Here is a 26222-nt window from a genome sequence, read left to right as displayed (position 1 = left end):
ATTATGCAGATGAAACAGCAATATCCGCAGCGGCTGCGCCGCCCACTGGCGACACTGGCGCTTTTTGCCGCGCTTTCCCTGCCGGCACTGGCCGTGAATACCGCGCTTTCGTCCGACGGTGCCTCGGTCAGCGGTGCCATCAATGACGGCCTTTTTTATTCCATCGGTGGTGGCTCAGTGATTTCTCCGCCGCCGAGCCGCAGCAATATGTCGCGACTCGGGCTGAACGGCGGTTGGAGCAGCGATCTGATGTGCGGCAACTTCGACCTGAAAACGACCGTGGGAAATCAGCTTAATGGTATCACCAGTGGGTTTAAGGACCTGATGGGCAATGTGATTCAGGGGGCCACAGGTGCTGTCATGAGCATGCCGGCCATGGCTATCCAGCGTGCCAATCCGGGGCTGTATGAAATGCTGACCAACGGCGTGCTGCAGGCGGGGCTCAGTTACGATAAAGCCCTGCTGAACTGCCAGAATATGTCGAAAAAACTCGCCGATTACACGCTGGGCAGTAAGTGGCAGCAGGCTGCTGTAGCCGAAGAGTATAAAGATGTCGTGGCTTCGAGCGGCGGGGATGCCGTCTCCAGCGACCAGCAACTGCAGAAGGCCACCGGTGAAGAAGGTGTTACCTGGGTCGGCGGCCAGAAGCGCGGAGGCAAAGGCCAGCAGGCCATTCAGCCGACCCGTGACCTGGCGAAAGCCGGTTATAACATGATGAACAGCCTGCCGGTGACCAGCAACAGCAGCGTGGGTTCCGCCAGCTGCAACGGCACCGTCTGTCAGCGCTGGCTGTCGTCCGATGATGCGGCCGCTGCGGTGGTGAAAGTGCTGGGTGACCGCTCCATCCGCACCTGCCGTGAGACCAGTGAATGTACCAGTGGTGGTACGGACAATCAGCCCGGCAGCACCGTTGCCGGAACCGGTTTCTCGCCGGTGCTGGAAGATGCTACTAAAACCAACCTGGAACAACTTGATAAACTGGTCGGCGGTCAGATCCAGCCCACCGCGGATAATCTGGCGGCGCTCAAAACCGGCAGTCTGGTGGTGACACGCGGCGTCATTCAGTCGCTGCGCGATGACCCCGATAAAGCCGCTCTGGTACAGCGTCTGGCCGGTGAGTTGGCGATGTCCGACACCGTCGAGACCGCGCTCACCATGCGCCGCATGCTGACCACCGGTGAGTCTGAACCAAATGCCGCCGAGCAGCCTGAAGCGATTGCCGAGGGAGACCGCCGCATCGATGCCCTGGACCGTGAGATCAGCGCCCTGCGTAACGAGATGGAGCTGCGTAAGGCCATCAGTAACAACAGCCTGCTCACCACGCTGGAACGTCAGGGTGCCCGTAACCAGGATAACCAGCTGCAGCAGAAAGCCGGCAACCAGGACCAGGGCTTCAGCCAGATGAACCAGACGCAATCCTCAGGAGCAAAGTGATATGAAGCGCTCTTTTCTTCGCGGTCGTACGGGCCGCATTGTCCTGATGATTGCCGCCTTACTGCTTATAACCGTGGCCATGTTCGCACTGGCCTCTGTGTTTATGGCGTATGACCCGGATGGCCACCTGACCCGTCGCTGGCTGTATGACAGCCGCTGGGCACTGTTTACCTGGCGGCTGCTCATGTATGCCGGCATCGCGGTAGCCTGGCGGATGAAGGTCCGGCCGCAGATGCTGGCGCGCTGGCCGGAGGTCCGGGCTCGCCTGCCGCGCACGGAACTGCTCGGCGTACTGTTTATTGCGGCCACGGAGTGCGTGGCCTGGGCAGGTGTGGCGTGAGGAGGAGGGGACAATGACTGCGAACAGTTTTCTGGAGTATTTTCTCATCCTGTTCGGCTGGGTGATGAACAACGCCATGTGGACCATCCTCGGCAGCACGGGGCTGTTCGCCCTGCCGCTGGTCTTTAAGGTGATGGGTGTGTGGCTGAAGGTCCGGGAGGAAGGGGCGGACGAAGGCAACAAAGGGTTGCTGGCACTGCCCCGCATCGAGCATGCGCTTTACGTGTCGTTTGTGGTGATGTTGTTCTGCTGCATTCCGCTGCTGCCGGTGGATATCAGTACCATTAAATTCGACAGTTCCCGGGCAAAACAGTGTGGTGTCAGTGTACCCGCGCCACAGAACTCCGGTTACAGCGGACTGGTGAACGACTTTGACGGTCGCACGGCCGAGGTGCCCATCTGGTGGTATCTGCTGCATATGATGTCGAAAGGCACCACACAGGCGATGATTGCGTCCATCCCGTGCGGTACGGAGCTGCGCCAGATGCGGTTTGACGTGCAGAACACGAAGCTGCGTGACCCGGTACTGCTGCAGGAGGTGCAGGATTTTGCGAACCAGTGCTACTCCCGGGCGTACTTTCGTCTCAAGAACAGCAACAGCCAGCTCAGCGATGCCACCATTAACTCGGTGGGCTGGATTGGCAGCGACTATTTTCTGAATACGTCCGGCTATTACGATTATTACACCGCCTCCACACCGAGGAGTCAGTGGCCGTATGACAGCACGCGCGACAGTGGTTATCCGGATACCGGGCAGGGGGGCTATCCCACCTGTAAAACGTGGTGGTCAGATGGTTCATCCGGGCTGCGCAAACGGGTGCTGGCCAGCTTTGGTGACAACACCCGAAAGGAGATGCAACGATCCTTTCCGGGTGCTCAGTGGGAAGAGGTGGCCCTGCGATGGCTTGTCAGCCCGCGTAATACCGGCCTCTCCGGAGATGGAACGACGTATGCCGTGGGAAGTTCTGATAACGTGAGCGGCGTGGTCGGTAATGTGACCCGACTGACCTCCACCATCGGGCTTGGCCTCAAGCAGGCGGAAGCGCTGCCGGGCTTTGATGCGCTAAAACAGGCACTGCCGATGATTCAGGCATTACTGGAGATGATGATTATCACGGTGATCCCGGTGCTGATGATGTTCAGTGCCTATGAACCGAAAACGGTGGTGACGATATCATTTGCGCTATTTGCGTTGCAGTTCATCACCTTTTGGTGGGAACTGGCCGGGTGGCTCGATGACCGTCTGATCACCATCCTCTACGATAATATGGCCCAGCAGGGACTGGCCAGTTCTGTACCTTTTGCGAATTTTATCAGCTCAACCAACGACGGCTGGATCATGAATCTGGTGCTGGGAATGATGTATGTGGTTTTCCCTGCGTTCTGGATTGGCATGCTTAGTTGGATTGGCGTTAATTTGGGAACTGCAATATCGACAGGTTTGGAAAAAGGTGGTTCTTTGCCACAGAAGGCTGGTGCAGAGGCGGGTAGAGATGCCCAGAAGGTTGTTACAGATAAAGCCGGAGGTGCTTTAAAAGGGGGGCTTAAGCTTAAATAGAAGCATTTATAAGATGAACTGCATGTTGCTTAGAACGCGCAGTTCATCTGTTATCATTCCATTGCCTATCTTGATTTTCCCAATCTTCTCTTTCTGCATCCCAGCTTTCACTCCACTCTTCATTCTGTTTTTTACGTTCTGGAGTAGTAATCATAAGATCTGCTATACCAGCCAGCACAGCAGTACCACATGCATTGGTTGCACTGGAGAATTCAAGCGGTTCTGGTTTCTTCCTCTGCAACTTTGACTCATCACAAACAATATTAGGGCGTTTATTGGCGAACCGTGCAAATGTGCTGGCGATATCATCAGCACTGAATCCATCTTTGCTCATATTTACCTCCACCTATTTAGCCATTGGTTATCATTATTTAAACGAACCCTGATTGATTCTACACCAGGTAATTCATTAATAAAGCGGTAAGTGAGAATTTCAGCTAGCATGGGCGAAGCGGTGAGGGACGGCGATTTTTTCCGCCCTCACAACCGAGATTTCCAGCGCTGACCGATTAGCAGTGGGAAAAACTATCACAGCATTCCGTACTTCTGTTCGCGAGCTTCAAAGGCCTGACGTCCACCTTCTAATATGTCGCAGATGGCCTTACGCATGCTGTTTTTCTGCCCATGGTCGCCGTGCTCAAGTGCGCCGCTGCGGTAGCTGATAACTTCATCCTCATTGCTGGCCACAATTACCTGTTCGGCGTCACAGTTCACCACCAGATTGGCATTATGTGTCACGATGATGACTTGCCGGTAAAGTTTGATTTTGCGGAAAAGCGGAACAAGCTGGCGCATGATAAAGTCATTATCAAGGTCGTCCTCTGGCTGATCGAAAACAAAAGGAGAGCCAAACGCATCGGTCGCCAACTTCAGGCAAACGTAGAACGTTCCGCGCTGTCCAGCCGACAGCTTTTCAACCGTTTTTCCTTTGTATTCAAACTCGGCCCTAACCGTCAGATAGCTGCTGATGTGTTCGGGGCTGCAGAGGAAGCGCTGCAGGGCGTAGGGTCCCTGATTGTTGAAATACTCGGACCTCCAAAGAAAGGCCTCAAGCGTAATCTTTTTTCCGGGCTCCTCGGGAAGCTCGATGATGGCATCACCCCGGACAAGTGCCACAAAATCATCAATGCTCCTTACGCCGAGAACCTGAGTTAGCTTTTCTGTGCCAGACTGCTCGCCTGCAGTCCGGAACCGTCCGCGGTTAAGTCGCTCAAGTATTCCATTATAGAACCTAGTGGTGTCAAAGTGAGGCTGTCCGTAAATACGTATATCGGTCAGGATCTCTTTTATCAGTTCCTGCTGGTCAGGCTTAAGATGTGGTTTTTCCGCTAGTGCGGCAAAGCAGGAGTCGATAGTCGTTTTCTGCTCCAGAAGCTGACGGACATAAGCCTCCACCAAGTTTCCCCTCTGCCGGACGTCATTGTTGTACTGTGTAATACGCTGCTGAATTTCTCCCAGTCTGAGCTGCGCTTGCTGAATTTCCCGCTGATAGCCTTGAATTTTGTCGAGCACGCCAGCGATGTCCTGTTCAATACCCTGCTCCCGGAATTCAGCAATTATTCGCAGATTGTCCTCGCCGGTCTCCGTCAGTTGAGTCTGCAGCGCTTCCACATAGGTTTTGACTCTAGCCATCAGCTCTGACAGATCCAGCGGTGGCACGGGAACCACGCCGGCGGAAACTGTATTCATCTCGGTCAGGCGGCTATTCAGTGATGTTTCTGCGGCTGTAGCCTCCCGCAGAAAAGCATTTCCTGCATTGATGCCTCGCGTTAGTGCGGTGGCTCGTAGACTGTTTGCCCGAAATCGTTCAATCAGTGCTTTGTTCTTTTCACTGGTGAGTGTGTTTATCTTTTCCTGGGCGACCTTGATAACTTCGTCCTGATACCCGGGCGTATTGATATAGTGCTGGCGCTCATCCTGGGCCACATAGTATTCGCGGAAGGTTTGGAAGGCGTTCAGGTTTTCACCCAGCCCTCTACGCTGTTCGTCTGCAACCTCGCAGTCGGCCAGCCGAAGCATTTTTTTGATCTCATCGCTGATAAGGCCGGGTTGCTGGCATAGGGTTTTGATTTCCCCCTGCGAAACGTGCAGATAGTCATAGCTGTCAGTGCGAGTATCAAAAAGCGTCTTTTCACTGTTTGTCTTATCCAGCTCTATTGACAGATGTTCAACGTTGACCTCACGTTCTTCAATGCCGTACGCTGTGGCGCCGGCAAAGCGGGAGCGCAGCGCGTCAAGAAGAAGGCTCTTACCTGTACCCCTCCCGCCGATTATGGCCACCATGTCTTGATTCAGAGGAATACCCTGTTTTTTAAACCGGATTGCTTGCCCGTCGAAAATTGTGCCTTCAACAGCAATATGGCTGAAATGTACTTTTGGGGGCCTTTGCGCCAGCCAGTCCGCGCCCAACTGCAGGCGAGCTTCTGGTTCCAGCAATGCCTGACGGAGACCCTCAAATGTTGGCTTCGCCTTAACCCATGTGTAAGCGCGGCCAATGTGTTCTGCCCGATGAGCGTCCGAGCAGTGAAAAACTGGTTTAAGCGAGGCTCCCGGATAGCGCGTTGTCGTTAAGAAGTAATCTCTATCGTTGGGGGCCCCAAAAATAATATGTCCCTGACGATCAATTTCAGTAGCAATCGCTGCTGAACGCCCGGTTGCACCCGGACGGTAGCCGCCGTAACCATTCGGGCAGACGGCTACGATATAATCGATAAAAGGTCTCAGCACTGACGAAAGATGTTCGAGCAGATCACTGAGGTTAACCACGATGGTATCCACGTTATGCCCGCTATCACGTACGCTGCTTTCACAAGCGTATACTTTTTTCCCACTATCATCGGTCAGCTTCAGAGGAAGTCTGGAAAGTATCTCGTTTATTTTTGAGGTACTGAGCTTGTCGGAGAACAAAACGTGCACATTGATAAACGCTTCGTCTTTATTCTGTTGATCGAGACGAAACTCGACGTTGCCAAGCACTGTAATATTAAGACCCTGCCGGCCAATTTCACTCCGGATAATCTCCAGTTCATTTTCCTGGAAATAAAAATAGTTGGTCAGGCCTATCAGGGACAGTTGTTGCTCTCCCAGCTTTCTGACGTAGGTCTCTATATCACAGTTATCGGCGTATACATTAGCAAGCCAAGTCATCGGACTGTGAATGTGCAGGTCCCATTTATTCCATTCAGAGCCTTTCATTCGCTGCAGTTCCCCTCTATTCGGGATTAATCTCATTGAGATAATAATGAGAGCGTTTTGAGCTTGCCATGTTTTTGAGCAATTATTAGCATCAGGGTGTCGGAGAAGTCATACACACTTACAGAGACAGAGGAATAAATGGGATGAAATCGGCCAGAGAAACCGCTGTTGAACTGGCAGCGCTCCTGACTCTCTGTCAGACGCTTCAGTCTGAAAAAGACGGGGTGGGGTGCCACGCGCCGAGCGTGTTTGCCAGCGACCATGAAACGTTTTCGGAGCGAATTGTAGAGGCGTGTATGTATACGAAAATGCTCAATTATCTGCTCCCCATGCACAGCCAGTTGGTCGCGGTGGGAGATGAAATGGAACGACAGAGTAAAATCCGGGTAAACGCTAGTGAAAGTTATGCACGAGTCGCCTTGGATCATCTGCTGGCGCAGTATCTGCCCGGTCAGTCCCGGATAAATGACTGTGTGGCAGCTTTGCCGGCATTTTCTGTCCCACTGATGTAAAACTTCCTCATCCTGAGGTGACCATCGACTGGTCGGCCGTGCTGGCATTACGTCACACTGTTTAGCTAATAAAAGCGCGAGGAATATCTAGCCATTTCGTTGTCTAAGAAGGTGAGAGCATTTCACGTTTCATCTGCCGTTCAAGCGCTATTCACACTTCCCTAACCCGGAATGGTTGATCCCGTCCAGCACTTTCATCAGTTCATCGCTGTTCGCGCGTGGCTGTATCCGAATAAAATATTTACTTATAGGGGGTATAAGCATTTCGCTATGTCTGAGGTGTTTTCCATGAAGTACGCTTGTGCTCTTATTCAGCAGGGAGTTACACAGATGGAAATAACGGAAGCAGATGAAAGACATATCTCCGCGATTCAGCAGATATACGCCTGGCATGTATTGCATGGCACAGCCACTTTTGAAACAGAGCCACCCGATGTGGCAGAAATGACCGCCCGGCAAAAAAAGATACATGCTGCCGGACTCCCGTGGTTTGTCGCGACAGAGAATGGAGAGGTTCTGGGTTATTGTTACCTTTCACTTTACCGTGAAAGATGCGCATACCGGTTCACTCTGGAAGATTCCGTATACATAGCCCCTGCATTTCAGGGGCGAGGGATCGGAACGTTGTTATTGTCACGTGTAGTGGCATGGGCAGAGGAACATGGTTTTCGCCAGCTTATCGCCGTAGTGGGTAACAGTGAAAATATCGCCTCTCTTTCACTGCACCGTTCAGCAGGTTTCAGCCATACGGGGACACTAAAATCCGTTGGGTTTAAGCATGGTCGCTGGCTTGATACAGTAATACTGCAACGCACTCTTGGTGCCGGTGATGTTACACTTCCGGACATACCATCTGGCTGAGGCTCTTCTCTACATCCGGGAGGGCTATTACGGGGCGTGCCTTCCCCGAAAGAAATCAGATATCTCCCGTAAATCTTATGCACTATATGCTGCGCTGGTTTACCCTCCCGGAAAGTGCAGAGGCACTTTCCTTACGTTCACTGTAGCGGTCAACCAGGTAGGCAGCTCTCCCCCGGGTAAGCAACGTAAACTTCATCAGCTCTTCCATCACATCCACGATCCTGTCGTAATAGGCTGAGGGTTTCATCCTGCCTTCTTCATCAAATTCCTGCCAGGCTTTGGCGACTGACGACTGATTGGGAATGGTGATCATACGCATCCAGCGTCCTAAAATACGCATCTGGTTAACCGCGTTAAAGGACTGGGAGCCACCGCTGACCTGCATCACCGCCAGCGTTTTCCCCTGCGATGGGCGTATAGCCCCTTCGCTCAGTGGGATCCAGTCTATCTGTGCTTTCATAATCCCGGTCATCGCCCCATGACGTTCAGGGGAGCACCACACCATTCCTTCTGACCATCGCACCAGTTCACGTAGCTCGGCAACTTTTGGGTGGGTATCCGGAGCATCATCTGGCAGGGGAAGCCCGGAAGGATTAAAAATACGGACTTCAGCGCCCATGGCGGTGAGCAGGCGTGCTCCTTCCTCCGTAGCCAGGCGGCTGTATGAACGTTCACGTACAGACCCATAAAGCATCAAAATACGTGGTGCATGCCCGGGCGTTTCAGATAAAGGTTTGCCAGTGAAGTCCGGAGCATCGAAAATGTCAGGGATGATATTTGGCAGGCTGTCATTTAATTCGTTCATTGCAGGTTTTACTCACGGGTTGATGTATTGTTAAAACACTGGCTGCGCTGCCCATGCAACACTCATCCAGCAAAAATCCGACAATCTGGGTCAGTTGTTTATACTGCGGCTGGCAGTACAGGGGGACGGCCCTGCCTTTCCTGACGTATGAGCCTCACTGACTCCCTGAAAGTGCAGAGTGAAGAATCTGCTGTTGCCGGGCGTTTGAAAAATACAGTTCAGGGGCCATCAGGGGACAGGTTTGCCCCCTGATGGATAATTTTTCGACGGGCAGGTCTGCCAGCACATTACGGCGTTGTTACTGGTAGCCGTATCGCTTACCAAGATAATTGACCTGTACCGGCGAAGTCAGAGATTTTGGCCTGATTAGCTGGACCTGTTTTTTCACCTGAGCAGGCTGATAACCTGACTCGAGCATCAGAACAGCGGCCATCATGCCTGTCCGGCCAGAACCACCATGACAATGGATAACCAGCGTCCCGCCAGACCGGACTAAAGCCAGCAGGCTCTTTTTCTCTCGGGCAAATGCCTGTTCAAATGGTTCTTCAGGTGCACAGCTGTCTTGTACGGGGAGGTGAAACCAGTCCATATGAAGGTCAGCGCACAGTGACGGAAGTGCATCAGCCTGATTTTCACTGAGTTCAGCCAGCGTCATCATCGTGATAACAGCCTGCGCACCGGTTTCTTTTAAGGATTTTAATGAATCAGCAAGGGAGACCCCTCTGGTTCCCGGGCAGGGGGTAAATATCAGCCTGGCACCATTGTCCAGGGTGAGAATATCAAACGGATGAAACATCAATAAAGACTCCATACTTATTGTTATTAATCTGGTTAACGTTATGCCTTTACCTCATCCATGCTGGCTGTATCAACAGGGATAACGCCCTCAGGACATCGTCAGGGTTTGTAAGAAAGGGTGGCCGAGCGGTACCGGATTAATGTTCGTCAGATCCGGTATTACCCATTGCCTGCAGCTGCTTCTGTAATGAAAGCCGATCGATTTTATCCAGGGGAAGGCTCAGAAACAGCCGGATGCGCGTGGCAATCTGTTTTTCAACCTCCACAAAGGCATGGTATTTCTCCGTATCGGTTCCCGCTGCTAAAGCCGGATCCCGGAAACCCCAGTGGGCCGTTATGGGGCTGCCCGGGAACACCGGACATCCTTCTCCCGCCATCCGGTCACACAGCGTAAAAATGAAATCCATTTGCGGGGCATCAGGATGCCGAAAGTTTTGCAGGTGTTTGCTTTTCAGGGATTCAGTGCTGAATCCCTGATCGTTAAGTACCCTGAGCGTCAGCGGGTGAGGTGAACTGGCCGGTTGAGTGCCGGCGCTGAATGCCCGGAATTTTCCCCCGCCAAGCTGGTTCATCAGCACTTCCGCAAACAGGCTCCGTGCCGAATTCCCTGAACACAGGAACAGGACATTGTATGTTTTACTCATCATCGCGGCTTACCTTCTGTCAGGCCGGAAAGGTATGATCGGGCCGCTCAGGTGCTGACAGCCCGACCACTGGGATTACTTCACGACACGCTGCCCCTGGGCATCAATCACCTGTTCGCCGTCCTCTTTGCTGAACGCTCCCTTTTGTGCATCCGGCAGAATATCCAGCACCACCTCAGACGGACGGCACAGCCGGGTACCCAGAGGCGTAACCACAACAGGACGATTGATCAGGATGGGATGCTGCAGCATAAAATCAATCAGCTCATCGTCACTCCATTTGTCCTCTGCCAGGCCCAGTTGCTCATAAGGCTCCACATTTTTACGCAGCAGGTCACGCACGCAGATCCCCATATCAGCGATAAGTGTGACCAGCTCAGCGCGGGCCGGCGGCGTCTCAAGGTATAAAATGACCGTGGGTTCCACACCACTGTTGCGGATCAATTCGAGGGTATTGCGGGACGTCCCGCAGGCCGGGTTATGATAAATCGTAATTGCGCTCATAAATCACTCTCTTAGGGTTTGACGGGCGCAGGTCAGTGACGACCAGTGCCGGGTTAATCAGAACGAAACGGATAAACGTAATGCCAGAGCAACCAGCGTCACAAACAGCACGGGCAGGGTCATTACGATGCCGACCCGGAAGTAATATCCCCAGGTGATCCGGATATCTTTCTGCGCCAGCACATGTAACCACAGCAGGGTGGCCAGACTGCCGATAGGGGTGATTTTGGGCCCCAGGTCGCTGCCAATGACATTGGCGTAAATCATGGCCTCTTTAATCACTCCGGTCGCCGTACTGCCATCGATAGACAGTGCTCCTACCAGGACGGTTGGCATGTTATTCATGATCGAGGAGAGGAAGGCGGTCAGGAAGCCCGTGCCCAGCGTGGCCGCCCACAGGCCCTGGCTGGCGAACTGATTAAGCACAGCAGACAGGTAGTCAGTCAGTCCGGCATTACGCAGTCCGTAGACCACCAGATACATGCCCAGGGAGAAAATCACAATCTGCCAGGGGGCTCCGCGAAGCACCTTTCCGGTATTAATCGCATGTCCTTTTTTGGCGACCAGAAACAGGATGAATGCGCCGACGGCGGCAACTGCACTGACGGGGATCCCCAGGGGTTCAAGCCCAAAGAATCCGAGCAGTAAAAGAGCCAGAACTCCCCAGCCTGTCCGGAAGGTATTCCGATCGCGGATAACCTCTTCCGGCGCTTTAAGGCGCGAAATTTCATAGGTCGCGGGAATATCCTTCCGGAAATACAGATGCAGCATCACCAGTGTGGCAATAATGGCCGCGATATCAACCGGCACCATAACGGACGCATATTCATTGAACCCGAGCTTAAAGAAATCCGCCGAGACGATGTTCACCAGGTTCGAAACGATGAGTGGCAGGCTGGCGGAGTCTGCGATAAATCCTGCCGCCATGACGAACGCCAGCGTGGTGCCTTTACTGAATCCCAGTGCGAGCAACATGGCGATAACGATAGGTGTCAGGATGAGCGCCGCACCGTCGTTGGCAAACAGCGCCGCTACCGCAGCACCCAGTAAAACAATCCAGGAAAACAGCCATCGTCCGCGGCCGTTACCCCAGCGTGCGACGTGCAGAGCTGCCCATTCAAAGAAACCTGATTCGTCGAGTAACAGACTGATAATAATGACCGCAATGAACGCAGCCGTCGCATTCCAGACAATATGCCAGACGGCCGGAATATCACCGGGGTGAACCACACCAGTAATCAGTGCGAGTGAGGCCCCGAGCATCGCGCTCCAGCCTATTCCCAGCCCCCGGGGTTGCCAGATGACCAGTACAATGGTCAGAATAAAAATAGCTGCAGCCAGCCACATAAAGCCTCCTGTCGGGCAGGACTCTTCCTGCCCGTATTTATTATTTTCCTGCCTGACGGGTAAGACGTTTGAGTTGTTCAATACCTGTCGGCTCTTCCTGCTGCAGAGGGATCAGCGCCATGCGTGAGGCCAGCTCCGTCCTGACCTTATTGATCTGAGCAGCTTCGTGTGCAGCCCTTGTTAATAACAGCGGTGACGTTGTTTCTGTTGCGACCAGACTGTTATTGATGAGCCATGCCCAGGGTTCAATACCGGCCCGACGTAAATCCTCCTGTAAACCGGCAGCTTCGAGAACAGGAGTGGTTTCAGGCAGGGTTACGAGCATGATTTTGGTTCGCTCAGGATCCTGCAACTGCATCATTGGCGTCAGATAATGCCCTTTTTCGCCCATTCGTTTTACCACTTCACGATGGTAGGCTCCCGTGGCATCCAGCAGTAACAGGGTGTGGCCTGTCGGAGCGGTATCCATGACCACAAAACGTTTCCCGGCTTCCCTGATCACACGGGAAAATGCCTGGAATACGGCGATTTCCTCCGTGCAGGGGGAACGTAAATCTTCTTCCAGTAACGCCCGTCCCTGTGGGTCCAGCTCCTTTCCTTTGGTGGCAAGAACATGTTCCCGGTAGCGCGCAGTCTCGGCATGCGGATCGATACGACTGACCTGGAGATGAGGCAGTTGTCCGTTAAGCGTGCTTTCAAGGTGTGCTGCGGGATCCGATGTGGTGAGATGGACATCAAACCCTTTATCAGCGAGGGCCACGGCCACAGCGGCGGCAAGCGTTGTTTTTCCCACGCCGCCTTTGCCCATCAGCATCACCAGACCATGTCCGTCACGGGCAATATCATCAATCAGCATTTCCAGGGACGGTGCGGAGAGAGGCTCTGACACGGGTTTCGCTGCGGGCAGTGAGCATGGCTTATTTTCTCCCGTCAGCAAGCGGCGAAGCGCCGTCACGCCAACCAGGTTTTCCTGCTGAAGGCTTAACCTGTCCGTCGGAAGCGATGCAAGCACCTGCGGCATGTGAGAAAGAATACGTTGTTCACGCTGATACAGTGCGCTGGCAAGACTGTCCTCTGAGGCTTCTCCGGCAGGCATGATCCCGTTTATGACCAGGTACTGGTGCTTCAGACCGACATGCAACAGTTCATCATGCGTGCGGGCAACTTCAGCCAGCGTTGACTGCTGAGCGCGGGCGACCAGGATTAACCGTGTCTTTTCCCCGTCTGCCAGCACCGATAATGCATGCGAGTAACGTTCCCGCTGTTTTTCCAGTCCGGCCAGCGGCCCAAGGCAGGATGCACCGTCAGGATTCGTCTCGATAAAACTGCTCCAGGCACCTGGCAGTTGTAGCAGACGAATGGTATGCCCTGTAGGGGCGGTATCAAAAATCACATGGTCAAAATCATTCAGTAACGCGTCGTCGGTCAGCAGCCCGGTGAACTCATCAAAGGCGGCAATTTCTGTTGTGCAGGCACCGGACAACTGTTCTTCAATGCTGCGGACGACATCTTCGGGCAAAATCCCTTTAACCGGATCAACGATGCGGGCACGATACTGTTGCGCCGCCGCCTGCGGATCGATTTCCAGCGCAGTGAGTCCGGGTACGGCAGAGATGACCGTCAGGGTGTTACCAATCTGCTGCCCGAAGACCTGGCCCACATTTGATGCCGGGTCGGTACTGACCAGCAGGATACGTTTGCCATCATCAGCCAGACGAATAGCCGTTGCGCAGGAAAGCGAGGTTTTTCCGACTCCCCCTTTCCCCGTAAAAAAGAGAAACTTCGGGATACTGTTCAGATAGTTCATCATGGGCTCCTGTCCGGTTGGGTTCAGCAACATGACGTGTTGCCGCCACAGCAGTTTTTCCCCGGAGCCATACCAATTTTTTCCTGATTAAGCCCAAACCAGCGAGTCAGATCCTGCCGTGTCGGATAGCGACCGGACAGGGCGAACTCGCCATCCAGCAGAATTAATGGCAGGCTTTCAGCACCGGAGCGCTCAAGAAAGGCTTTAACTGACGGATTCTCAGCAAATGCCAGAGGTTGCTGGGACAGGTTAAAACGTTCCACCGACACACCCTGCTGTTTCAGCCACGTGATGTCTGCGGAAAATGACACCAGAGCCTGGTCCACTTCCGTCCCGCACACGCCCGAACTGCAGCAAAGTGCCGGGTCATACACTGACAGTGTTTTCATTCTCTATTCCTTCAGGTTTCAGTTAAAAAATGGTTTCACCGATCCGGTTCAGTTCAGCCTGAAGACGCTCCTCAGGGCCCGACAGGACTGATGGCGCAAGCAACAGAAAGGCTTCAATCCGGCGACGGAGAATATGCCAGGCCTGTTCGAAAGCGGCATCGATCTCCTCATCACTTCCGGTAGCCTTATCAGGATCCTCGACTCCCCAGTGTGCCCTCACCGCCGGAGCCAGATACGCAGGACAGGTTTCACCCGCCGCATTCCCGCACACCGTGATCACCACATCCGGGGTCACAGGGAGGTTGTCCCACGATTTGCTGTAATACCCATCCGTGGGTATCCCTTCTTTCCTGAGAAGAGCAAGAGCGCGGGGATGGACTTCACCTTTAGGCTGACTGCCTGCGCTGAAGGCGTGGTGCGCTTCCGGTGAAAGCGCATTAAACGTCGCTTCGGCCAGAATGGAACGACAGGAATTACCGGTACACAGAAAAAGAATATTCATAACATCACCATATAAATTCGTTAAAACATATATGTATGGATAAATTTTTTAATTTGTTAAAGACAAACCGCTCTGCCGCCGGTTGTGGCGCTGTTGCGGGCAATCCGCCCGGCCAGAAGCGAAATATCCTCTTTCTGACTGAGATAAGCCTGTTCAATGACAGCTGCCGCCCAGGCGGGCATATTCGCTGAAAGCCGGTAGTGGATCCATTTGCCTTCGCGGCGGTCAATAAGCAGTCCACTTTCCCGTAGCATGGAGAGATGGCGGGATATTTTGGGCTGAGATTCTTCAAGCGTTCCGCAAAGCTCACAAACACAGAGTTCTCCTGACGCCCTGAGTAACAGAACGATTTTCAGGCGAGTTTCATCCGAGAGATTCTTGAAAAGCTGAAGCGCAGTAATCGGGGCCATAAATACTCCGGGGTTTTGTTAAACTTCATCTTAGTCTTCGCTGTATTGATGTCAATAACATATTCGATTTAATGAATATGAATGACTATAATCAATAAGACTGAGCAAGGGAAGTCACAATGCGTATCGAAAAAGTCACTGGCTGGTTATTCAGGCTGATCCCGGAACGCGTTTTTGACGCGTTATCCGGGATCGTATGCGCGAAAATGGATGGTATTGCGCGTGACCGTCTGCCGGAACAGACTGAGCGGAAGGCCACACTCCCTGCAGCAGGGCAAGAGCGGCGAAAAAGAAATAACTGACCGGATGCTGTCAGCCCGTCACATCGTCGGGCCCCCTGAATTGACCTCAGTCTGCCGTGAGGCCCTCAGGTGAATCCGACAGCATCTCTCCGGCAATTACGGACATATCAAGAGAACGCTTTAATGGTGCAACCGACAGGCTCACTACCTTGCCTGATGAAGGCATGGAAGATGCATGAACACGAACTTTATTGCTGGTTACTCAGACAAACGGGTAATCAGGCTGATACTGATGATCTGATACAGGAAACCTTCCTCCGGGCAATACGTCAGCAGAGAAAATTCTGTTCCATTGTAAATACAAGAGCCTGGCTGTTTGAGGTTGCCCGGCATCTGGTTATTGATAAAAGCCGGCGACAGCGCCCATATCAGCCTCTCCGCGATGGTGTATGCATACAGGATAATGCCCCTGAAACTGTCGATTCACTCGCTGAATGTCTGTCCCGTATACTGGATGAAATGACAGAATCGGATCGGACTATCCTTACACTCTGCGATCTGGAAGGGATGAAACAGGCTGATTTTGCAGACCGAAACGGTCTAACGCTTGCTGCAACCAAATCTCGATTATTACGGGCGAGAGCGAGATTGCATCAGAAACTCTCCAGTGATTGCCAGGTCAGACTGGACGAGTCCGGTCGGGTATGTTGTTTCACTCCCCGCTGAAGGCCTCAGGACATACATAGAACCTGTTTCTGCTGCATTGCATCCCTGGATTGCGGAGGTTGTGATTACGTTATCAGAGCAGAGAATATGGCAAGCTTCTGCTCAGGTTAACCTTTTCCGGCAAAGAAATTAAAATCGCGAATACCAGCATCCTTTTCTGTCAAACAGCGTCTTCCGTGGAAACAATCATCGTGAGGCCTGTCCGTTATGTTCCAGATTTTCACTGATTTTGCCACCTGGCTGGTCTATGAAAGACTTAGTCTCAGTCCAGTAACCAAACTGGGGGATGCTCTCCATTTTTTTGTCGAAGACGTGAGCAAGATTTTCGTTCTGTTGCTGGTCTTGATCTACTTCGTGGCTATGTTACGGGCTTCGCTGGATGTCGGGCGGGTAAGGGATTATCTTGCCGGTAAGCACCGGGGGACGGGGTATTTACTGGGCTCCTGCTTTGGTGCCATTACCCCGTTCTGCTCCTGCTCAAGTATCCCGGTATTTCTGGGGTTTACTTCGGCTGGTATACCACTCGGTATTACCATGGCCTTTCTCATCACATCCCCGCTGATCAATGAAGTCGCCGTCCTGCTTCTGGTCAGTCTGCTCGGATGGAAGTTCACACTTGTTTATATTGTTGTCGGAATGGCTGTTGGTATAGCTGGCGGGGCTTTTCTTGATCGTATCAAAGGCGAACGATGGTTAGCCGACTTTGCTGCTGACGCCCTCAGGGACGGGCGGCAACATCGGACTGCTGTGACCCGACAATCCACCAGGACGCAGCACATGTCTCTCTCAAAGCGACATGCCTTTGCTAAAGGTGAAACGCTCACCATTTTTAAACGAGTCTGGTTCTGGGTCATTCTCGGTGTCGGGCTTGGCGCTGCACTGCATGGATTTGTGCCGGACGGATGGATCGCATCGCATCTCGGCACTGGTCAGTGGTGGACAGTTCCTGTCGCCGTTCTGGTTGGCATACCACTCTATTCCAATGCTACTGGTGTGATCCCCGTGATGGAAAGCCTGATTACTAACGGACTGCCAGTGGGTACAGCACTGGCTTTTTGCATGAGCACTGTGGCAGTCAGCTTTCCTGAGTTCGTTCTGCTCAAACAAGTGATGAAGTGGCAATTACTGTGCATCCTGCTGTTGCTGTTGTTGACCTCGTTCACACTGGTTGGCTGGGTTTTTAACGTTGTATTCCCGCTGGTTTCCTGAGGAGGATTATAAAATGAAGCATGTAAAAGTACTGGGTACAGGGTGTTCCAGTTGTAAAACAACCATCCGGCTTATCCAGCAAGTAGCTGATGAGCGAGGCGTCGCTATTCAGCTTGAAAAAGTGGAGTCACTACCTGAAATAATGAAATACAAAGTGATGTCGACACCGGCAGTCGTCATTGATGACATCGTTGTACACACCGGAGGAATACCGTCAAAAGACATGATCGAAAGCTGGCTCTGATCTGCAGACAGTGGGGTGATTCCTGCCTGTTCGTTACCTGAAATATCAGGCTGTGAACTTTGCAGAGGACATCAGAGAGTAATCGTTTTTAGGATGTAAAGATCAGGCCCGGAGATTATGTCTTCACCTCCGGGTCGCTCTAACGCAGCAGATAAAATTCAGACTCTGATGCTTCACTTATCAGGGGCAGTTAAAGTTAGCTTTTGTCTCTCTAAATGCGGATAGTCTTTCTGCCGCCTTTGTCCAGACTTTATTCAGAATATTTAAACACCTATTCGTTGAAACTCTGACGCTCCGCTTCAAGCTCAAGGATCCGGAGGCACATCTGCTCAATAAGCTCAGGAGTAAACGTTTTTTTAAAACGAGCGATGACTTCAGCGTCAGTGTCATCCATATATTTTAAGGGCTTCTTAAATGCCATGATGCTAAGCCGGGCAAGCGCCAGAAGTTCATCAGTCATAAGGGCTTTCTGCATATTGTCGCCTTTCCTTCCCGATTCAGGGTTCTAATAACCGTCTGGAATTAAGCGTTCCCGGAGTTTCCTCCGGGTGTCGGCTTATCTGAGCATTAACAGGGGGACACGGGTCTGTTCGATCATCGCAGTGGTGTTACTGCCGATGAAAAAACGTCGCAGGGAAGAGTGGCCATATGCACCCATGACAATCAGATCCACATTGTTGTCTGAGGCGTAACGGCAGAGCGCCTCCGGTACCGAACGCCCTTCAGCTAACCGGGATATCGCACTGATACCTGAGGTCTGCAGACTACGCCGCGCCTCTTCGAGAGTATGAGCATCTCCGTTAACCATAACGACATGGCACTCCATTCCTAACAGCAGGGGACTGAGCGTAAGACGACGCAGGTTTCTCCGGCTTTCCTCGCTGCCATCAAACGCAAACATGGCTTTTGAAGGGGGAGTAAAAGTTTCCGGTACAATCAATACCGGCTTTTTCTGCAGGCGGATAATACTCTCCAGATTACTGCCAACCGGGTTCTGTGTCCCCCGGCGCCCGAGTATCATCAGGCGAATATCCTTCAGATCAGCCAGGATGATATCCAGTGCTCCATGTTTCTGAAGTTGCTGAACATCCGGGATACCGATCTGGCTGAGCAGTTCCGCGCATCCGGCAAGAATGGCTCGTCCCTGAGTCATCAACAGGCGGTTGCGCTCCCCTTCTATCCGGACAAGCTCCTGCGTCAGTTGCTCCCGGCTGTCAATACCGATAGCCCCTGTCAGGTCCGAAACAGCCGGTTGTTCGTTTTTTTCCAGCACATGCAGCAGGGCAAGAGGAACGTCAAGCTTTCCTGCAACCCAGGCCGCATATTCACACACAGCGCGTGTAGATGACGATCCATCCACGCAGGCAATAATGGTGTTGTTCATATCATTAATTCCTGACATTAATGACCTCCCATCAGTTTTTCGACTTCTTCGGGTTTATCGTGAACACCAAAGCGATCAACGATAGTACGGGTTGCTTCGTTCATCCCGCGGATATCAACTTCAGTTCCTTCTCTGCGGAATTTAATCACCACCTTATCCAGTGCGCTGACAGACGTGATATCCCAGAAATGGGCTTGCGCAACATCAATGACAACTTTCTCTACCGCTTCGCGAAAATCAAAATACGCCATAAAGCGGTCGGCGGAGGCAAAAAACACCTGTCCGGTGACCTTATAGAACCGGGTATCCTTCTTCAGTTCTGAAGAGACAACCAGAAAACGCGCCACTTTAGTGGCAAAATTCAGGGAAGCGATCAGGACACCAGTCAGTACCCCGAATGCCAGATTATGAGTGGCCACCACCACCACGACCGTTGCCAGCATCACCACGCTGGTAGAAATTGGATGGCTTTTAAGATCGGCAACTGAACGCCATGAAAAGGTACCAATCGAAACCATGATCATCACGGCGACCAGTGCGGCCATAGGGATTTGTGAGACCAGGTCCCTGAGGAATACCACCATGCACAGCAGGACCACACCGGCAGTAAGGGTGGAAAGGCGGCCTCGCCCGCCAGATTTTACGTTAATAACGGATTGTCCAATCATTGCACAGCCCGCCATTCCCCCGATAAAGGGTGTGCAGATATTGGCGATGCCCTGTGCCTTGCATTCCCTGTTTTTGTCACTGGGTGTATCCGTCATATCGTCCACAATAGTGGCCGTCATCATTGATTCCAGTAACCCTACAACGGCGAGGCCTGCGGAGTACGGGAGAATAATCAGGAGGGTATCGAGATTCAGCGGGATATCTGGCAACAGGAAGACCGGCAGACTGTCAGGCAGTTTGCCCATATCCCCGACAGTACGAACGTCCAGATGTAACCACATGGCAATCGCCGTCAGCACCACGATACAGACAAGGGGTGAGGGGATTGTTTTATTCAGATACGGGAAAAGGTAGATGATGGCGAGACCACCTGCTGTCATGGCATAAACATGCCAGGTCACATTGGTGAGTTCAGGTAGCTGCGCCATGAAAATCAGGATCGCGAGTGCATTAACGAATCCGGTCACCACGGAGCGTGAGACGAAGCGCATAAGCCCGCCGAGCTTCAGATAGCCAGCTATCAGCTGGAATACGCCGGTCAGTATGGAAGCCGCCAGTAAGTACTGCAGACCATGATCTTTCACCAGGGTCACCATCAGGAGCGCCATTGCCCCCGTGGATGAAGATATCATCGCCGGGCGACCACCAAAGAAGGCCATAACCAGCGGGATACAGAAGGCGGAGTAAAGTCCCACCTGAGGATCAACACCGGCAATAATGGAAAAGGCGATCGCTTCAGGAATGAGTGCGAGCGCGACAACAATACCAGCCAGCACGTCACCACGGACGTTACCCAGCCAGTCCCTACGCGTCGAGGACAGCAACATAGTAATTTCTCAATTTTTAGATGGAGTTAGCCCCGGAGGACATAAGTTTCAAATACGATAAAACACATCCGCAGACGGGATGTTATTGCGTGCGTTCTGAGGCTTGCTCAGTACGGCGGAGGAAGGAAAAACTCAGGGTGGCGTAATGCGCATGATCAGCAGGTAAATCCTCGAAAACAGATATTTAGCTCTTAGTGAACAGAATAAGCCAGCGTAATGTACTTTACTGCTGGCCACATGCTCTGCAGGATGCAGTGTCTCTCTACTATAAACGAAAATACAACACGATCAATGCACAGGCACCGTATGGGCAGTTCAGGCACCAGAATATGACTGTCGGTGATCAAGGTAACCGCATGCATGTCTTGATATCAGAACGATTACGTTTCCAGAACATACCCTATGCTGATTAAAAAGCGGTCTTACCGTACAATAATTTTCTATATCTAAACTGCCCCCTGTAACATCGACCTTTTCCCGCAGGGTTGAAAAATCTCCCTCAGATGGCCAGTTACAGGGGATATCGCGGACTTTTGCTATTAATTAAACCTGTCGCGATGCTGTCAGAACTTACAATGTGACAGAGAGACACAGCGAGTGAAGAGGGAAATCATTTTGACGCTTTTCGAGCTACGAGTGGTGCTAACCTGAATATTACCCCCTGATTTTTCAGGAGGACGTTACTTTTCTGTGATGTGAATCTAATGTGTTTTTAACAGATATCCTTTCCGTGGTCTTCTCAGGATAATCGCATGAAAAATGTACTTGTTTTCTTTAACTCTCAACCCGCTGAATTAGTAAAAACCCTGAGGGAAGTCAATATCATCAGGCGCGTATACCCGAACGGGGAAGAAGCTCATCTCAAAATCATGCTTTCCGGCATGCACTCCGTTGGACGAAAGAAATGTGAGATTTTCATAGCATCAGACAGAGACCTGAAGCATGACGAAATTATAACTGCTGCGAATACTCTGCTGTGAACTGAACCTTTATCGTATCAGGGGATTTACAGCTACGGATACGATGAATTTTCGTTAAGATATCCGAAAACTCCGGATGTCTCAGACTGCAAGCGTTGAACTCTGATGGCAGTACTTTAAATTGAGTCACAGATAGTATCTGCGTTCCTACCCTTCATCTTCCCCTGATCTGCTACACACTTACAGATTCAAGGGCAAAGCAAAAAAATCCTCCGCCGGTGAGCAGAGTATATTGCATATGCTACTTTACGAGTGTATATATGGCATATGCCAATAAGGAGCCTCCATGCCAAGACCCAGAATTCCCCGTAACATCTGTGGCCGCCCTGCGGATACCTGTTTTAAGCCCAATGCGCGACCGATGAGCCAGCTTGAACATGTTCATTTAAAAGAAGATGAGTTTGAAGCGTTACGACTGGTCGATTTACTGGGTATGCAACAGCAGGAAGCGGCTGTTGCAATGGGGGTTTCTAGGCAGACACTGGCCAATGTCCTGAAAGCAGCCCGTTTTAAGGTTGTGGACTGTCTCACTCAGGGTAAGGCCTTAATAATGCACTCTGAAAGGGAAGGAGTTACACAAGATGATCACAGCCATTCCAGTGAATGACGACCGGGTAGCAAATCATTTTACCAAAGCGAGTCACCTTGTCCTGGTGGATGAGCGCGGTGTGGAGCTCAGCCGGACAGAAAATCCCGCGCTGGGCGCAGATTGTTCAGGTAAACGGAAGCTGGTTGACCTTCTGGTTCAACAACAGGTCAGCCGCGTTGTGGTCCGTAACATTGGGGAACGGATGCTGGGTAAATTGCTGGGGCATCAGATCGCGGTGTACCAGACTGACTGTGGCCGTCGTTTGTTCACTGAACTGTGTGATCCGGATACCCGTGTACTGACTGAACTGAACAAACCGGAGCAGGGACGCCAGTCCTTTAACCATGAGGCGAAGGGGAAAAAATGCTGTCACTCTGACGGGAACACAGCAGAAAATGCGTGCCTGCGGGGTCATCAGCATCATCACGGAAACGGGCGCTGTTGCCATTCCTGAGTTTATTTCATCACGGGTGGTGATTTTTATCCGACCCGTATTGTGTATAAACCAGGAGCCGGAATGTGTGGAGGAGGCAGTAATGACTGCCGGGTATGAGAACCCCATCTGACTGAATTCCGGATGCCTCCCGTCAGTACAACCGGACACTGAACAGAAACAGATGAATTGTTATCTTAATGCCAGAAAAACCCATACCTGTTGTATGGCCTGTGGTTCCCGCGACAACAACCCTGATTCGGTGAGCTTAATGTTTTCAGAACACCCGGATGGCTCTGTATGTGCGAACTACACGGCCGATCACAGGCATCAGGGCTATACGGGTCTTTTACATGGCGGAATGACGAGTACCCTGCTGGATGCAGCAATGACTCATTGTTTGTTCATGCAGGGTGTGCAGGCCCTGACGGCTGAACTGACGGTCAGATTCATTTCACCCGTTTGTACCGGGGAAAAACTGATGGTATGTGCCAGACTGCTTGGGCAACGCAGGGGGATTTACCAGCTCGAAGCATGGCTGACAAAGGGACAGCAGAAAGTGGCACGTGCCACGGCGAAATTCATTGTCCCGTCGCAGGATATTGCTCTGGCACATCGCTAGTGTGACAGACGACAGGTGTACCTGGTTATTATAAAAATTTGAGGCGTGTTTTGCCCAGACCGGAAAGAATAATGGCACATCATATATCCCACTGAAACAATGTAAGAGGTAGTTATGAGTAAACAAATCATTGATATTGGTATTGCTGAATCATCCCGTGTGGAAATTGCAGACGGCCTGGCACGGCTTCTTGCTGACACCTATACCCTGTATATAAAAACACATTACTATCACTGGAATGTAACTGGCCCCATGTTTAACAGCTTACATTTAATGTTTGAAGATCAATACAATGAGCTGGCCACTGCCGTTGATGATATCGCTGAACGTATACGCTCGCTCGGATGCTTTGCGCCCGGCACATATCATGAATTTTCACGTTTAACAGCGGTTAATGAAGACAAGGATATTCCGGCAGCAAAAAACATGATTGAGAATCTTGTCCAGGGCCAGGAGACCGTGGTTAAAACTGCACGTTCCCTTTTCCCGGTCGTTAATAATGCGAATGATGAAGCCACAGCAGATCTGCTTACGCAACGTATCCAGTTGCATGAGAAAACTGCCTGGATGTTGCGTAGCCTGCTTGAATAATGTCACCCGGTGGCAGCCGAAAAAAGGTTTGTCAGCCACTGGCCATTGCTGACAGTGCAGTACCATCCGTGCTCCTGTGGCTGTTTTTTCTGACCGTAACAGTATTAAACACCAATGAATCAGTGGGTTAATCAGTGAACGCGTGAGCGATAAATACAGTCCGGACAGGCATTACCGGCGGGTATATCCGGACCACTGTCGCTTTCCCGTTACAGTATTGCAGACTCCGGCCAGGCACTTCACAGCCTGAACAGGGTTAATGAACCACTGATAAAACGGTTTGCGGGGAAAGCAGAATCACATTATTCGTTGTTATGGCTTCCGTTACCGGTGTCTGCCTGCGGACAGTAGAGCTCATATAAGGTATTTAACAACGTCATGATACGTTTATCCTCAATACGGTAAAATACCATTTTCCCTGCCCGTCGGGTCTCTACCAGCTTTAAGCGACGCATGACACCAAGCTGCTGAGACAGGGTTGGCTGAGAAATACCGACCGCCGCTTCCAGCTCGGCTACGTTTGCTTCCCCCTGGCTTAACTGACACATCAACAATAGCCGGTCACTGTTGGCCAGTCCCCGTAAGACATCTGCTGCCCCCAGGGCTGCATTTTTCATATCGGTCTGACGTTTTGTGTCTTCATTCATGGGCATTGCTGATTTCTCACATTATGTATTTTTATATAATATAGTTTAGTATAATGATGGTAGCATAATTTTGCCACCGTGTTCTTCAGGTCTGCAGCGTCCAGCTGGACCGGGTAACTAATTATATCTGGCAGATATTTTGCCCCGAGTGAACAGAGAGGATGTAATGAAAATAGTGATTGTTGGTGGTGTTGCCGGGGGCGCATCCGCTGCAGCCAGGGCTCGTCGGTTATCAGAGGATGTCAGTATTGTTGTGTTTGAGCGGGGAAGCGATGTCTCTTTCGCCAACTGTGGATTGCCTTATCATATAGGCGGAAAAATTCCGTTAAGGCAGTCGCTGATTCTGAAAACTCCGGAGGATTTTAAATCCCGTTTTAACATAGACGTCCGTATCCGTCATGAAGTGACGTCAGTAGACCCGGTTAATAAGACAGTGACGGTTAAAAATCTGACCTCCGGGGAGGTCCATACCGAAGAATGGGATCGTCTGCTCCTCAGTACCGGTGCCGCTCCGGTTGTCCCCCCCTTGCCCGGACTACAGGAAGAGGGTGTCTTTACGCTTCGAAATCTTACTGACATGGATGCTATCCAGGCGTGGATTGAGCAACATAAAATCGCTCACACCACGCTTGTCGGGGGGGGATTTATCGGGCTCGAAGTGATGGAGGCACTGAGCGAAAGGGGGATCAGTGTGACCCTGCTGGAGATGGGGGAACAGGTTATGGCTCCGGTTGATCCTGAAATGGCATCGGCCCTGCATCAGGAAATCAGGAGTCATGGCGTTGATCTGCGTCTCAGAACGGCGCTCACCGAGGTACTGCGGACAGAGACGGGATTCCGCGTTGCACTGTCTGACGGTGGGTTTCTGCAGACCGACATGGTTATTCTCGCCATCGGGGTAAAACCTGAGAGCAGCCTTGCCACAGGAGCCGGGCTCGCCGTGGGTAAACGGGGAGGCATAAGTGTCAATGCCTGTATGCAGACAAGTATCCCTGACATCTACGCCGTGGGGGATGCAGTTGAAACACCTGACCTTGTCTTTCAGGAACCCGCTAATGTTCCTCTGGCAGGGCCAGCCAACCGCCAGGGACGCATTGCTGCTGACAATATGCTCGATCGTCACAGCTTTTACCATGGCAGTCAGGGGACATCCATTTGTAAGGTATTTTCGCTGAGTATTGGCAGTGTCGGGGCGAATGAAAAGCAGCTGAAAGCCCATGGTACCCGATACGAGAAGGTTTACGTCCATGCCGCTGATCATGCCAGTTACTACCCGGGGGCAACAATGATCAGTCTGAAACTGCTGTTCAGCCCCGATACCGGTAAAATTCTCGGGGCCCAGGCGTCAGGGAAAAAAGGGGTTGATAAACGCATCGATGTCCTGGCTGTCGCACAGCGCGCGGGGCTTACCGTCAACGATCTCGAGCATCTGGAGCTGACCTATGCTCCTCCTTTTAACAGTGCAAGGGACGTCGTTAACCAGGCTGGAATGGTGGCGGCAAATGTCATCAAGGGAGATACGGTCATCAGTCATGTCAGCGATGTGTTACAACGGGAACCGGGCAGTTATTGTTTAGTTGATATTCGGTCTCCTGCAGAACTGAAACAATTTGGTGAATATCCTGACGCGCTATCCATCCCTCTTGATTCCCTGCGGGAGAATCTTGAAAAATTACCTGAAGATAAAGATATTTTTATCGGTTGTCAGAGTGGCCTGCGCGGGCATGTGGCATACCGTATTCTGCAGGCTCACGGCTTCCGGACATATAATCTGAGCGGTGGATTTATAACCTGGCAGGCGGTTACGGAGTCAATGAGTCAATAAGAGATGACGTGCCATTTGCATGGCACGTCATCTCCCCGTATTCATTGAATATACATTATGTGGAATGGAAAATATTCAAGAAGAATGAAAGCTTTAATAACAGCTCGACACTCAGCATTTGTTACATC

General features: G+C 51.7%; 30 protein-coding genes and 1 pseudogene. 15 read left to right on the top strand and 16 right to left on the bottom strand.

Annotated elements, in window-relative coordinates:
- The first annotated feature begins 9 nt into the window (after positions 1 to 9).
- From Y71_RS25240 to Y71_RS25230, 3 genes are read left to right on the top strand one after another with little or no spacing between them, the layout of a single operon-like run.
- Positions 10 to 1434 carry an integrating conjugative element protein gene (locus Y71_RS25240; RefSeq protein ID WP_007372626.1) on the top strand — a complete coding sequence of 475 codons (1425 nt, stop codon included), beginning with the start codon at positions 10 to 12 and terminating at the stop codon, positions 1432 to 1434.
- Position 1435: 1 nt separating this feature from the next.
- Entirely contained in the window at positions 1436 to 1774 is a 339-nt protein-coding gene (locus Y71_RS25235) for a hypothetical protein (protein WP_007372627.1), read from the top strand.
- Between the two features lie 13 nt (positions 1775 to 1787).
- On the top strand, positions 1788 to 3332 hold the full coding sequence (locus Y71_RS25230; RefSeq protein WP_007372628.1) for a conjugal transfer protein TraG N-terminal domain-containing protein: 1545 nt from the start codon (positions 1788 to 1790) through the stop codon (positions 3330 to 3332).
- Positions 3333 to 3375: 43 nt separating this feature from the next.
- On the opposite strand, the gene Y71_RS25225 is transcribed toward Y71_RS25230, so the two are convergent.
- Entirely contained in the window at positions 3376 to 3666 is a 291-nt protein-coding gene (locus Y71_RS25225; RefSeq protein ID WP_035942963.1) for a hypothetical protein, read from the bottom strand.
- A gap of 194 nt (positions 3667 to 3860) precedes the next feature.
- Positions 3861 to 6527 carry a TrlF family AAA-like ATPase gene (locus Y71_RS25220; protein WP_007372630.1) on the bottom strand — a complete coding sequence of 889 codons (2667 nt, stop codon included), beginning with the start codon at positions 6525 to 6527 and terminating at the stop codon, positions 3861 to 3863.
- Positions 6528 to 6670: 143 nt separating this feature from the next.
- On the opposite strand from Y71_RS25220, the gene Y71_RS30840 reads away from it, so the two are divergent.
- On the top strand, positions 6671 to 7039 hold the full coding sequence (locus Y71_RS30840; protein WP_230154176.1) for a hypothetical protein: 369 nt from the start codon (positions 6671 to 6673) through the stop codon (positions 7037 to 7039).
- A gap of 103 nt (positions 7040 to 7142) precedes the next feature.
- On the opposite strand, the pseudogene Y71_RS30835 reads toward Y71_RS30840, so the two are convergent.
- Positions 7143 to 7276: pseudogene (locus tag Y71_RS30835) on the bottom strand (DNA polymerase V subunit UmuC); the annotation flags it as partial.
- Between the two features lie 93 nt (positions 7277 to 7369).
- On the opposite strand from Y71_RS30835, the gene Y71_RS25210 reads away from it, so the two are divergent.
- Positions 7370 to 7900, top strand: a complete 531-nt coding sequence (locus Y71_RS25210; RefSeq protein WP_007372632.1) for a GNAT family N-acetyltransferase — start codon at positions 7370 to 7372, stop codon at positions 7898 to 7900.
- Between the two features lie 82 nt (positions 7901 to 7982).
- Here the strand turns inward: Y71_RS25210 and arsH are convergent, their stop codons facing one another.
- The 9 genes from arsH to Y71_RS25165 all read right to left on the bottom strand — a co-directional run bounded on the left by arsH (position 7983) and on the right by Y71_RS25165 (position 15106).
- Positions 7983 to 8705 carry an arsenical resistance protein ArsH gene (arsH, locus tag Y71_RS25205; protein WP_007372633.1) on the bottom strand — a complete coding sequence of 241 codons (723 nt, stop codon included), beginning with the start codon at positions 8703 to 8705 and terminating at the stop codon, positions 7983 to 7985.
- Positions 8706 to 9003: 298 nt separating this feature from the next.
- Entirely contained in the window at positions 9004 to 9501 is a 498-nt protein-coding gene (locus Y71_RS25200) for a phosphatase domain-containing protein (protein WP_007372634.1), read from the bottom strand.
- A gap of 139 nt (positions 9502 to 9640) precedes the next feature.
- On the bottom strand, positions 9641 to 10150 hold the full coding sequence (locus tag Y71_RS25195; protein ID WP_007372635.1) for an arsenate reductase ArsC: 510 nt from the start codon (positions 10148 to 10150) through the stop codon (positions 9641 to 9643).
- A 72-nt stretch (positions 10151 to 10222) separates the two neighbouring features.
- The gene (gene arsC, locus Y71_RS25190) at positions 10223 to 10651 is read right to left on the bottom strand and encodes a glutaredoxin-dependent arsenate reductase (protein ID WP_007372636.1); all 429 of its coding nucleotides are present in this window, start codon (positions 10649 to 10651) and stop codon (positions 10223 to 10225) included.
- Between the two features lie 57 nt (positions 10652 to 10708).
- A complete protein-coding gene (locus Y71_RS25185) occupies positions 10709 to 11998 on the bottom strand; it encodes an arsenic transporter (protein WP_007372637.1) in 1290 nt (429 codons plus the stop codon).
- 40 nt (positions 11999 to 12038) lie between these two features.
- Positions 12039 to 13805, bottom strand: coding sequence for an arsenical pump-driving ATPase (arsA, locus tag Y71_RS25180; RefSeq protein ID WP_007372638.1), 1767 nt, complete (start codon positions 13803 to 13805; stop codon positions 12039 to 12041).
- Between the two features lie 23 nt (positions 13806 to 13828).
- Positions 13829 to 14194: an arsenite efflux transporter metallochaperone ArsD gene (gene arsD, locus Y71_RS25175; RefSeq protein ID WP_007372639.1), complete on the bottom strand. Its 366-nt coding sequence runs from the start codon at positions 14192 to 14194 to the stop codon at positions 13829 to 13831.
- A gap of 22 nt (positions 14195 to 14216) precedes the next feature.
- Positions 14217 to 14696: an arsenate reductase ArsC gene (locus Y71_RS25170; protein ID WP_007372640.1), complete on the bottom strand. Its 480-nt coding sequence runs from the start codon at positions 14694 to 14696 to the stop codon at positions 14217 to 14219.
- A gap of 56 nt (positions 14697 to 14752) precedes the next feature.
- Entirely contained in the window at positions 14753 to 15106 is a 354-nt protein-coding gene (locus tag Y71_RS25165) for a metalloregulator ArsR/SmtB family transcription factor (protein ID WP_007372641.1), read from the bottom strand.
- Positions 15107 to 15225: 119 nt separating this feature from the next.
- Here Y71_RS25165 and Y71_RS25160 point away from each other — a divergent pair, with 119 nt between their 5' ends.
- The 4 genes from Y71_RS25160 to Y71_RS25145 all read left to right on the top strand — a co-directional run bounded on the left by Y71_RS25160 (position 15226) and on the right by Y71_RS25145 (position 17527).
- Positions 15226 to 15408 carry a hypothetical protein gene (locus tag Y71_RS25160; protein WP_007372642.1) on the top strand — a complete coding sequence of 61 codons (183 nt, stop codon included), beginning with the start codon at positions 15226 to 15228 and terminating at the stop codon, positions 15406 to 15408.
- A gap of 123 nt (positions 15409 to 15531) precedes the next feature.
- A complete protein-coding gene (locus tag Y71_RS31050) occupies positions 15532 to 16074 on the top strand; it encodes a sigma-70 family RNA polymerase sigma factor (RefSeq protein WP_035942970.1) in 543 nt (180 codons plus the stop codon).
- Between the two features lie 207 nt (positions 16075 to 16281).
- Complete coding sequence (locus Y71_RS25150) at positions 16282 to 17283, top strand: permease (protein ID WP_007372645.1); 1002 nt, start codon at positions 16282 to 16284, stop codon at positions 17281 to 17283.
- 13 nt (positions 17284 to 17296) lie between these two features.
- The gene (locus Y71_RS25145) at positions 17297 to 17527 is read left to right on the top strand and encodes a thioredoxin family protein (RefSeq protein WP_007372646.1); all 231 of its coding nucleotides are present in this window, start codon (positions 17297 to 17299) and stop codon (positions 17525 to 17527) included.
- A gap of 271 nt (positions 17528 to 17798) precedes the next feature.
- Here the strand turns inward: Y71_RS25145 and Y71_RS25140 are convergent, their stop codons facing one another.
- The 3 genes from Y71_RS25140 to Y71_RS25130 form a co-directional block, all read right to left on the bottom strand.
- Positions 17799 to 17987 carry a hypothetical protein gene (locus Y71_RS25140; RefSeq protein ID WP_230154178.1) on the bottom strand — a complete coding sequence of 63 codons (189 nt, stop codon included), beginning with the start codon at positions 17985 to 17987 and terminating at the stop codon, positions 17799 to 17801.
- A 96-nt stretch (positions 17988 to 18083) separates the two neighbouring features.
- A complete protein-coding gene (locus Y71_RS25135; protein WP_007372648.1) occupies positions 18084 to 18911 on the bottom strand; it encodes a universal stress protein in 828 nt (275 codons plus the stop codon).
- 17 nt (positions 18912 to 18928) lie between these two features.
- Positions 18929 to 20407 (bottom strand): SulP family inorganic anion transporter, encoded by a 1479-nt coding sequence (locus Y71_RS25130; RefSeq protein WP_074167168.1) that lies wholly within the window; start codon positions 20405 to 20407, stop codon positions 18929 to 18931.
- Positions 20408 to 21159: 752 nt separating this feature from the next.
- Between Y71_RS25130 and Y71_RS25125 the strand changes: the two genes are divergently transcribed.
- The 5 genes from Y71_RS25125 to Y71_RS25105 all read left to right on the top strand — a co-directional run bounded on the left by Y71_RS25125 (position 21160) and on the right by Y71_RS25105 (position 23622).
- Positions 21160 to 21387, top strand: a complete 228-nt coding sequence (locus Y71_RS25125; protein WP_007372650.1) for a hypothetical protein — start codon at positions 21160 to 21162, stop codon at positions 21385 to 21387.
- Between the two features lie 286 nt (positions 21388 to 21673).
- Positions 21674 to 21994: a DUF134 domain-containing protein gene (locus Y71_RS25120; protein WP_001137910.1), complete on the top strand. Its 321-nt coding sequence runs from the start codon at positions 21674 to 21676 to the stop codon at positions 21992 to 21994.
- Complete coding sequence (locus Y71_RS25115) at positions 21969 to 22430, top strand: NifB/NifX family molybdenum-iron cluster-binding protein (protein WP_007372652.1); 462 nt, start codon at positions 21969 to 21971, stop codon at positions 22428 to 22430. The genes Y71_RS25120 and Y71_RS25115 overlap by 26 nt, the downstream gene beginning before the upstream one ends.
- 367 nt (positions 22431 to 22797) lie before the next feature.
- Positions 22798 to 23031 (top strand): PaaI family thioesterase, encoded by a 234-nt coding sequence (locus Y71_RS30830; RefSeq protein ID WP_230373271.1) that lies wholly within the window; start codon positions 22798 to 22800, stop codon positions 23029 to 23031.
- A gap of 114 nt (positions 23032 to 23145) precedes the next feature.
- Complete coding sequence (locus Y71_RS25105) at positions 23146 to 23622, top strand: Dps family protein (RefSeq protein WP_007372654.1); 477 nt, start codon at positions 23146 to 23148, stop codon at positions 23620 to 23622.
- 302 nt (positions 23623 to 23924) lie between these two features.
- Here Y71_RS25105 and Y71_RS25100 read toward each other — a convergent pair whose 3' ends face one another.
- Positions 23925 to 24275, bottom strand: a complete 351-nt coding sequence (locus tag Y71_RS25100; protein WP_035942979.1) for an ArsR/SmtB family transcription factor — start codon at positions 24273 to 24275, stop codon at positions 23925 to 23927.
- 160 nt (positions 24276 to 24435) lie between these two features.
- Between Y71_RS25100 and Y71_RS25095 the strand changes: the two genes are divergently transcribed.
- The gene (locus Y71_RS25095) at positions 24436 to 26094 is read left to right on the top strand and encodes an FAD-dependent oxidoreductase (protein WP_007372656.1); all 1659 of its coding nucleotides are present in this window, start codon (positions 24436 to 24438) and stop codon (positions 26092 to 26094) included.
- Positions 26095 to 26222 lie beyond the last annotated feature (128 nt).

This window comes from Kosakonia radicincitans DSM 16656, from assembly GCF_000280495.2.
In the GTDB taxonomy this organism is placed as follows: Bacteria; Pseudomonadota; Gammaproteobacteria; order Enterobacterales; family Enterobacteriaceae; genus Kosakonia; species Kosakonia radicincitans.
Note: the sequence above shows the minus strand (reverse complement) of the source record. Positions and strands in the feature narration are given on the sequence as shown.

Coding starts and splice junctions, on each gene's coding strand:
- Y71_RS25240 (WP_007372626.1), top strand. CDS start 10: ATGAAACAGCAATATCCGCAGCGGCTGCGCCGCCCACTGGCGACACTG.
- Y71_RS25235 (WP_007372627.1), top strand. CDS start 1,436: ATGAAGCGCTCTTTTCTTCGCGGTCGTACGGGCCGCATTGTCCTGATG.
- Y71_RS25230 (WP_007372628.1), top strand. CDS start 1,788: ATGACTGCGAACAGTTTTCTGGAGTATTTTCTCATCCTGTTCGGCTGG.
- Y71_RS25225 (WP_035942963.1), bottom strand. CDS start 3,666: ATGAGCAAAGATGGATTCAGTGCTGATGATATCGCCAGCACATTTGCA.
- Y71_RS25220 (WP_007372630.1), bottom strand. CDS start 6,527: ATGAAAGGCTCTGAATGGAATAAATGGGACCTGCACATTCACAGTCCG.
- Y71_RS30840 (WP_230154176.1), top strand. CDS start 6,671: ATGAAATCGGCCAGAGAAACCGCTGTTGAACTGGCAGCGCTCCTGACT.
- Y71_RS25210 (WP_007372632.1), top strand. CDS start 7,370: ATGGAAATAACGGAAGCAGATGAAAGACATATCTCCGCGATTCAGCAG.
- arsH (WP_007372633.1), bottom strand. CDS start 8,705: ATGAACGAATTAAATGACAGCCTGCCAAATATCATCCCTGACATTTTC.
- Y71_RS25200 (WP_007372634.1), bottom strand. CDS start 9,501: ATGTTTCATCCGTTTGATATTCTCACCCTGGACAATGGTGCCAGGCTG.
- Y71_RS25195 (WP_007372635.1), bottom strand. CDS start 10,150: ATGATGAGTAAAACATACAATGTCCTGTTCCTGTGTTCAGGGAATTCG.
- arsC (WP_007372636.1), bottom strand. CDS start 10,651: ATGAGCGCAATTACGATTTATCATAACCCGGCCTGCGGGACGTCCCGC.
- Y71_RS25185 (WP_007372637.1), bottom strand. CDS start 11,998: ATGTGGCTGGCTGCAGCTATTTTTATTCTGACCATTGTACTGGTCATC.
- arsA (WP_007372638.1), bottom strand. CDS start 13,805: ATGAACTATCTGAACAGTATCCCGAAGTTTCTCTTTTTTACGGGGAAA.
- arsD (WP_007372639.1), bottom strand. CDS start 14,194: ATGAAAACACTGTCAGTGTATGACCCGGCACTTTGCTGCAGTTCGGGC.
- Y71_RS25170 (WP_007372640.1), bottom strand. CDS start 14,696: ATGAATATTCTTTTTCTGTGTACCGGTAATTCCTGTCGTTCCATTCTG.
- Y71_RS25165 (WP_007372641.1), bottom strand. CDS start 15,106: ATGGCCCCGATTACTGCGCTTCAGCTTTTCAAGAATCTCTCGGATGAA.
- Y71_RS25160 (WP_007372642.1), top strand. CDS start 15,226: ATGCGTATCGAAAAAGTCACTGGCTGGTTATTCAGGCTGATCCCGGAA.
- Y71_RS31050 (WP_035942970.1), top strand. CDS start 15,532: ATGGTGCAACCGACAGGCTCACTACCTTGCCTGATGAAGGCATGGAAG.
- Y71_RS25150 (WP_007372645.1), top strand. CDS start 16,282: ATGTTCCAGATTTTCACTGATTTTGCCACCTGGCTGGTCTATGAAAGA.
- Y71_RS25145 (WP_007372646.1), top strand. CDS start 17,297: ATGAAGCATGTAAAAGTACTGGGTACAGGGTGTTCCAGTTGTAAAACA.
- Y71_RS25140 (WP_230154178.1), bottom strand. CDS start 17,987: ATGACTGATGAACTTCTGGCGCTTGCCCGGCTTAGCATCATGGCATTT.
- Y71_RS25135 (WP_007372648.1), bottom strand. CDS start 18,911: ATGAACAACACCATTATTGCCTGCGTGGATGGATCGTCATCTACACGC.
- Y71_RS25130 (WP_074167168.1), bottom strand. CDS start 20,407: ATGTTGCTGTCCTCGACGCGTAGGGACTGGCTGGGTAACGTCCGTGGT.
- Y71_RS25125 (WP_007372650.1), top strand. CDS start 21,160: ATGAAAAATGTACTTGTTTTCTTTAACTCTCAACCCGCTGAATTAGTA.
- Y71_RS25120 (WP_001137910.1), top strand. CDS start 21,674: ATGCCAAGACCCAGAATTCCCCGTAACATCTGTGGCCGCCCTGCGGAT.
- Y71_RS25115 (WP_007372652.1), top strand. CDS start 21,969: ATGATCACAGCCATTCCAGTGAATGACGACCGGGTAGCAAATCATTTT.
- Y71_RS30830 (WP_230373271.1), top strand. CDS start 22,798: ATGACTCATTGTTTGTTCATGCAGGGTGTGCAGGCCCTGACGGCTGAA.
- Y71_RS25105 (WP_007372654.1), top strand. CDS start 23,146: ATGAGTAAACAAATCATTGATATTGGTATTGCTGAATCATCCCGTGTG.
- Y71_RS25100 (WP_035942979.1), bottom strand. CDS start 24,275: ATGCCCATGAATGAAGACACAAAACGTCAGACCGATATGAAAAATGCA.
- Y71_RS25095 (WP_007372656.1), top strand. CDS start 24,436: ATGAAAATAGTGATTGTTGGTGGTGTTGCCGGGGGCGCATCCGCTGCA.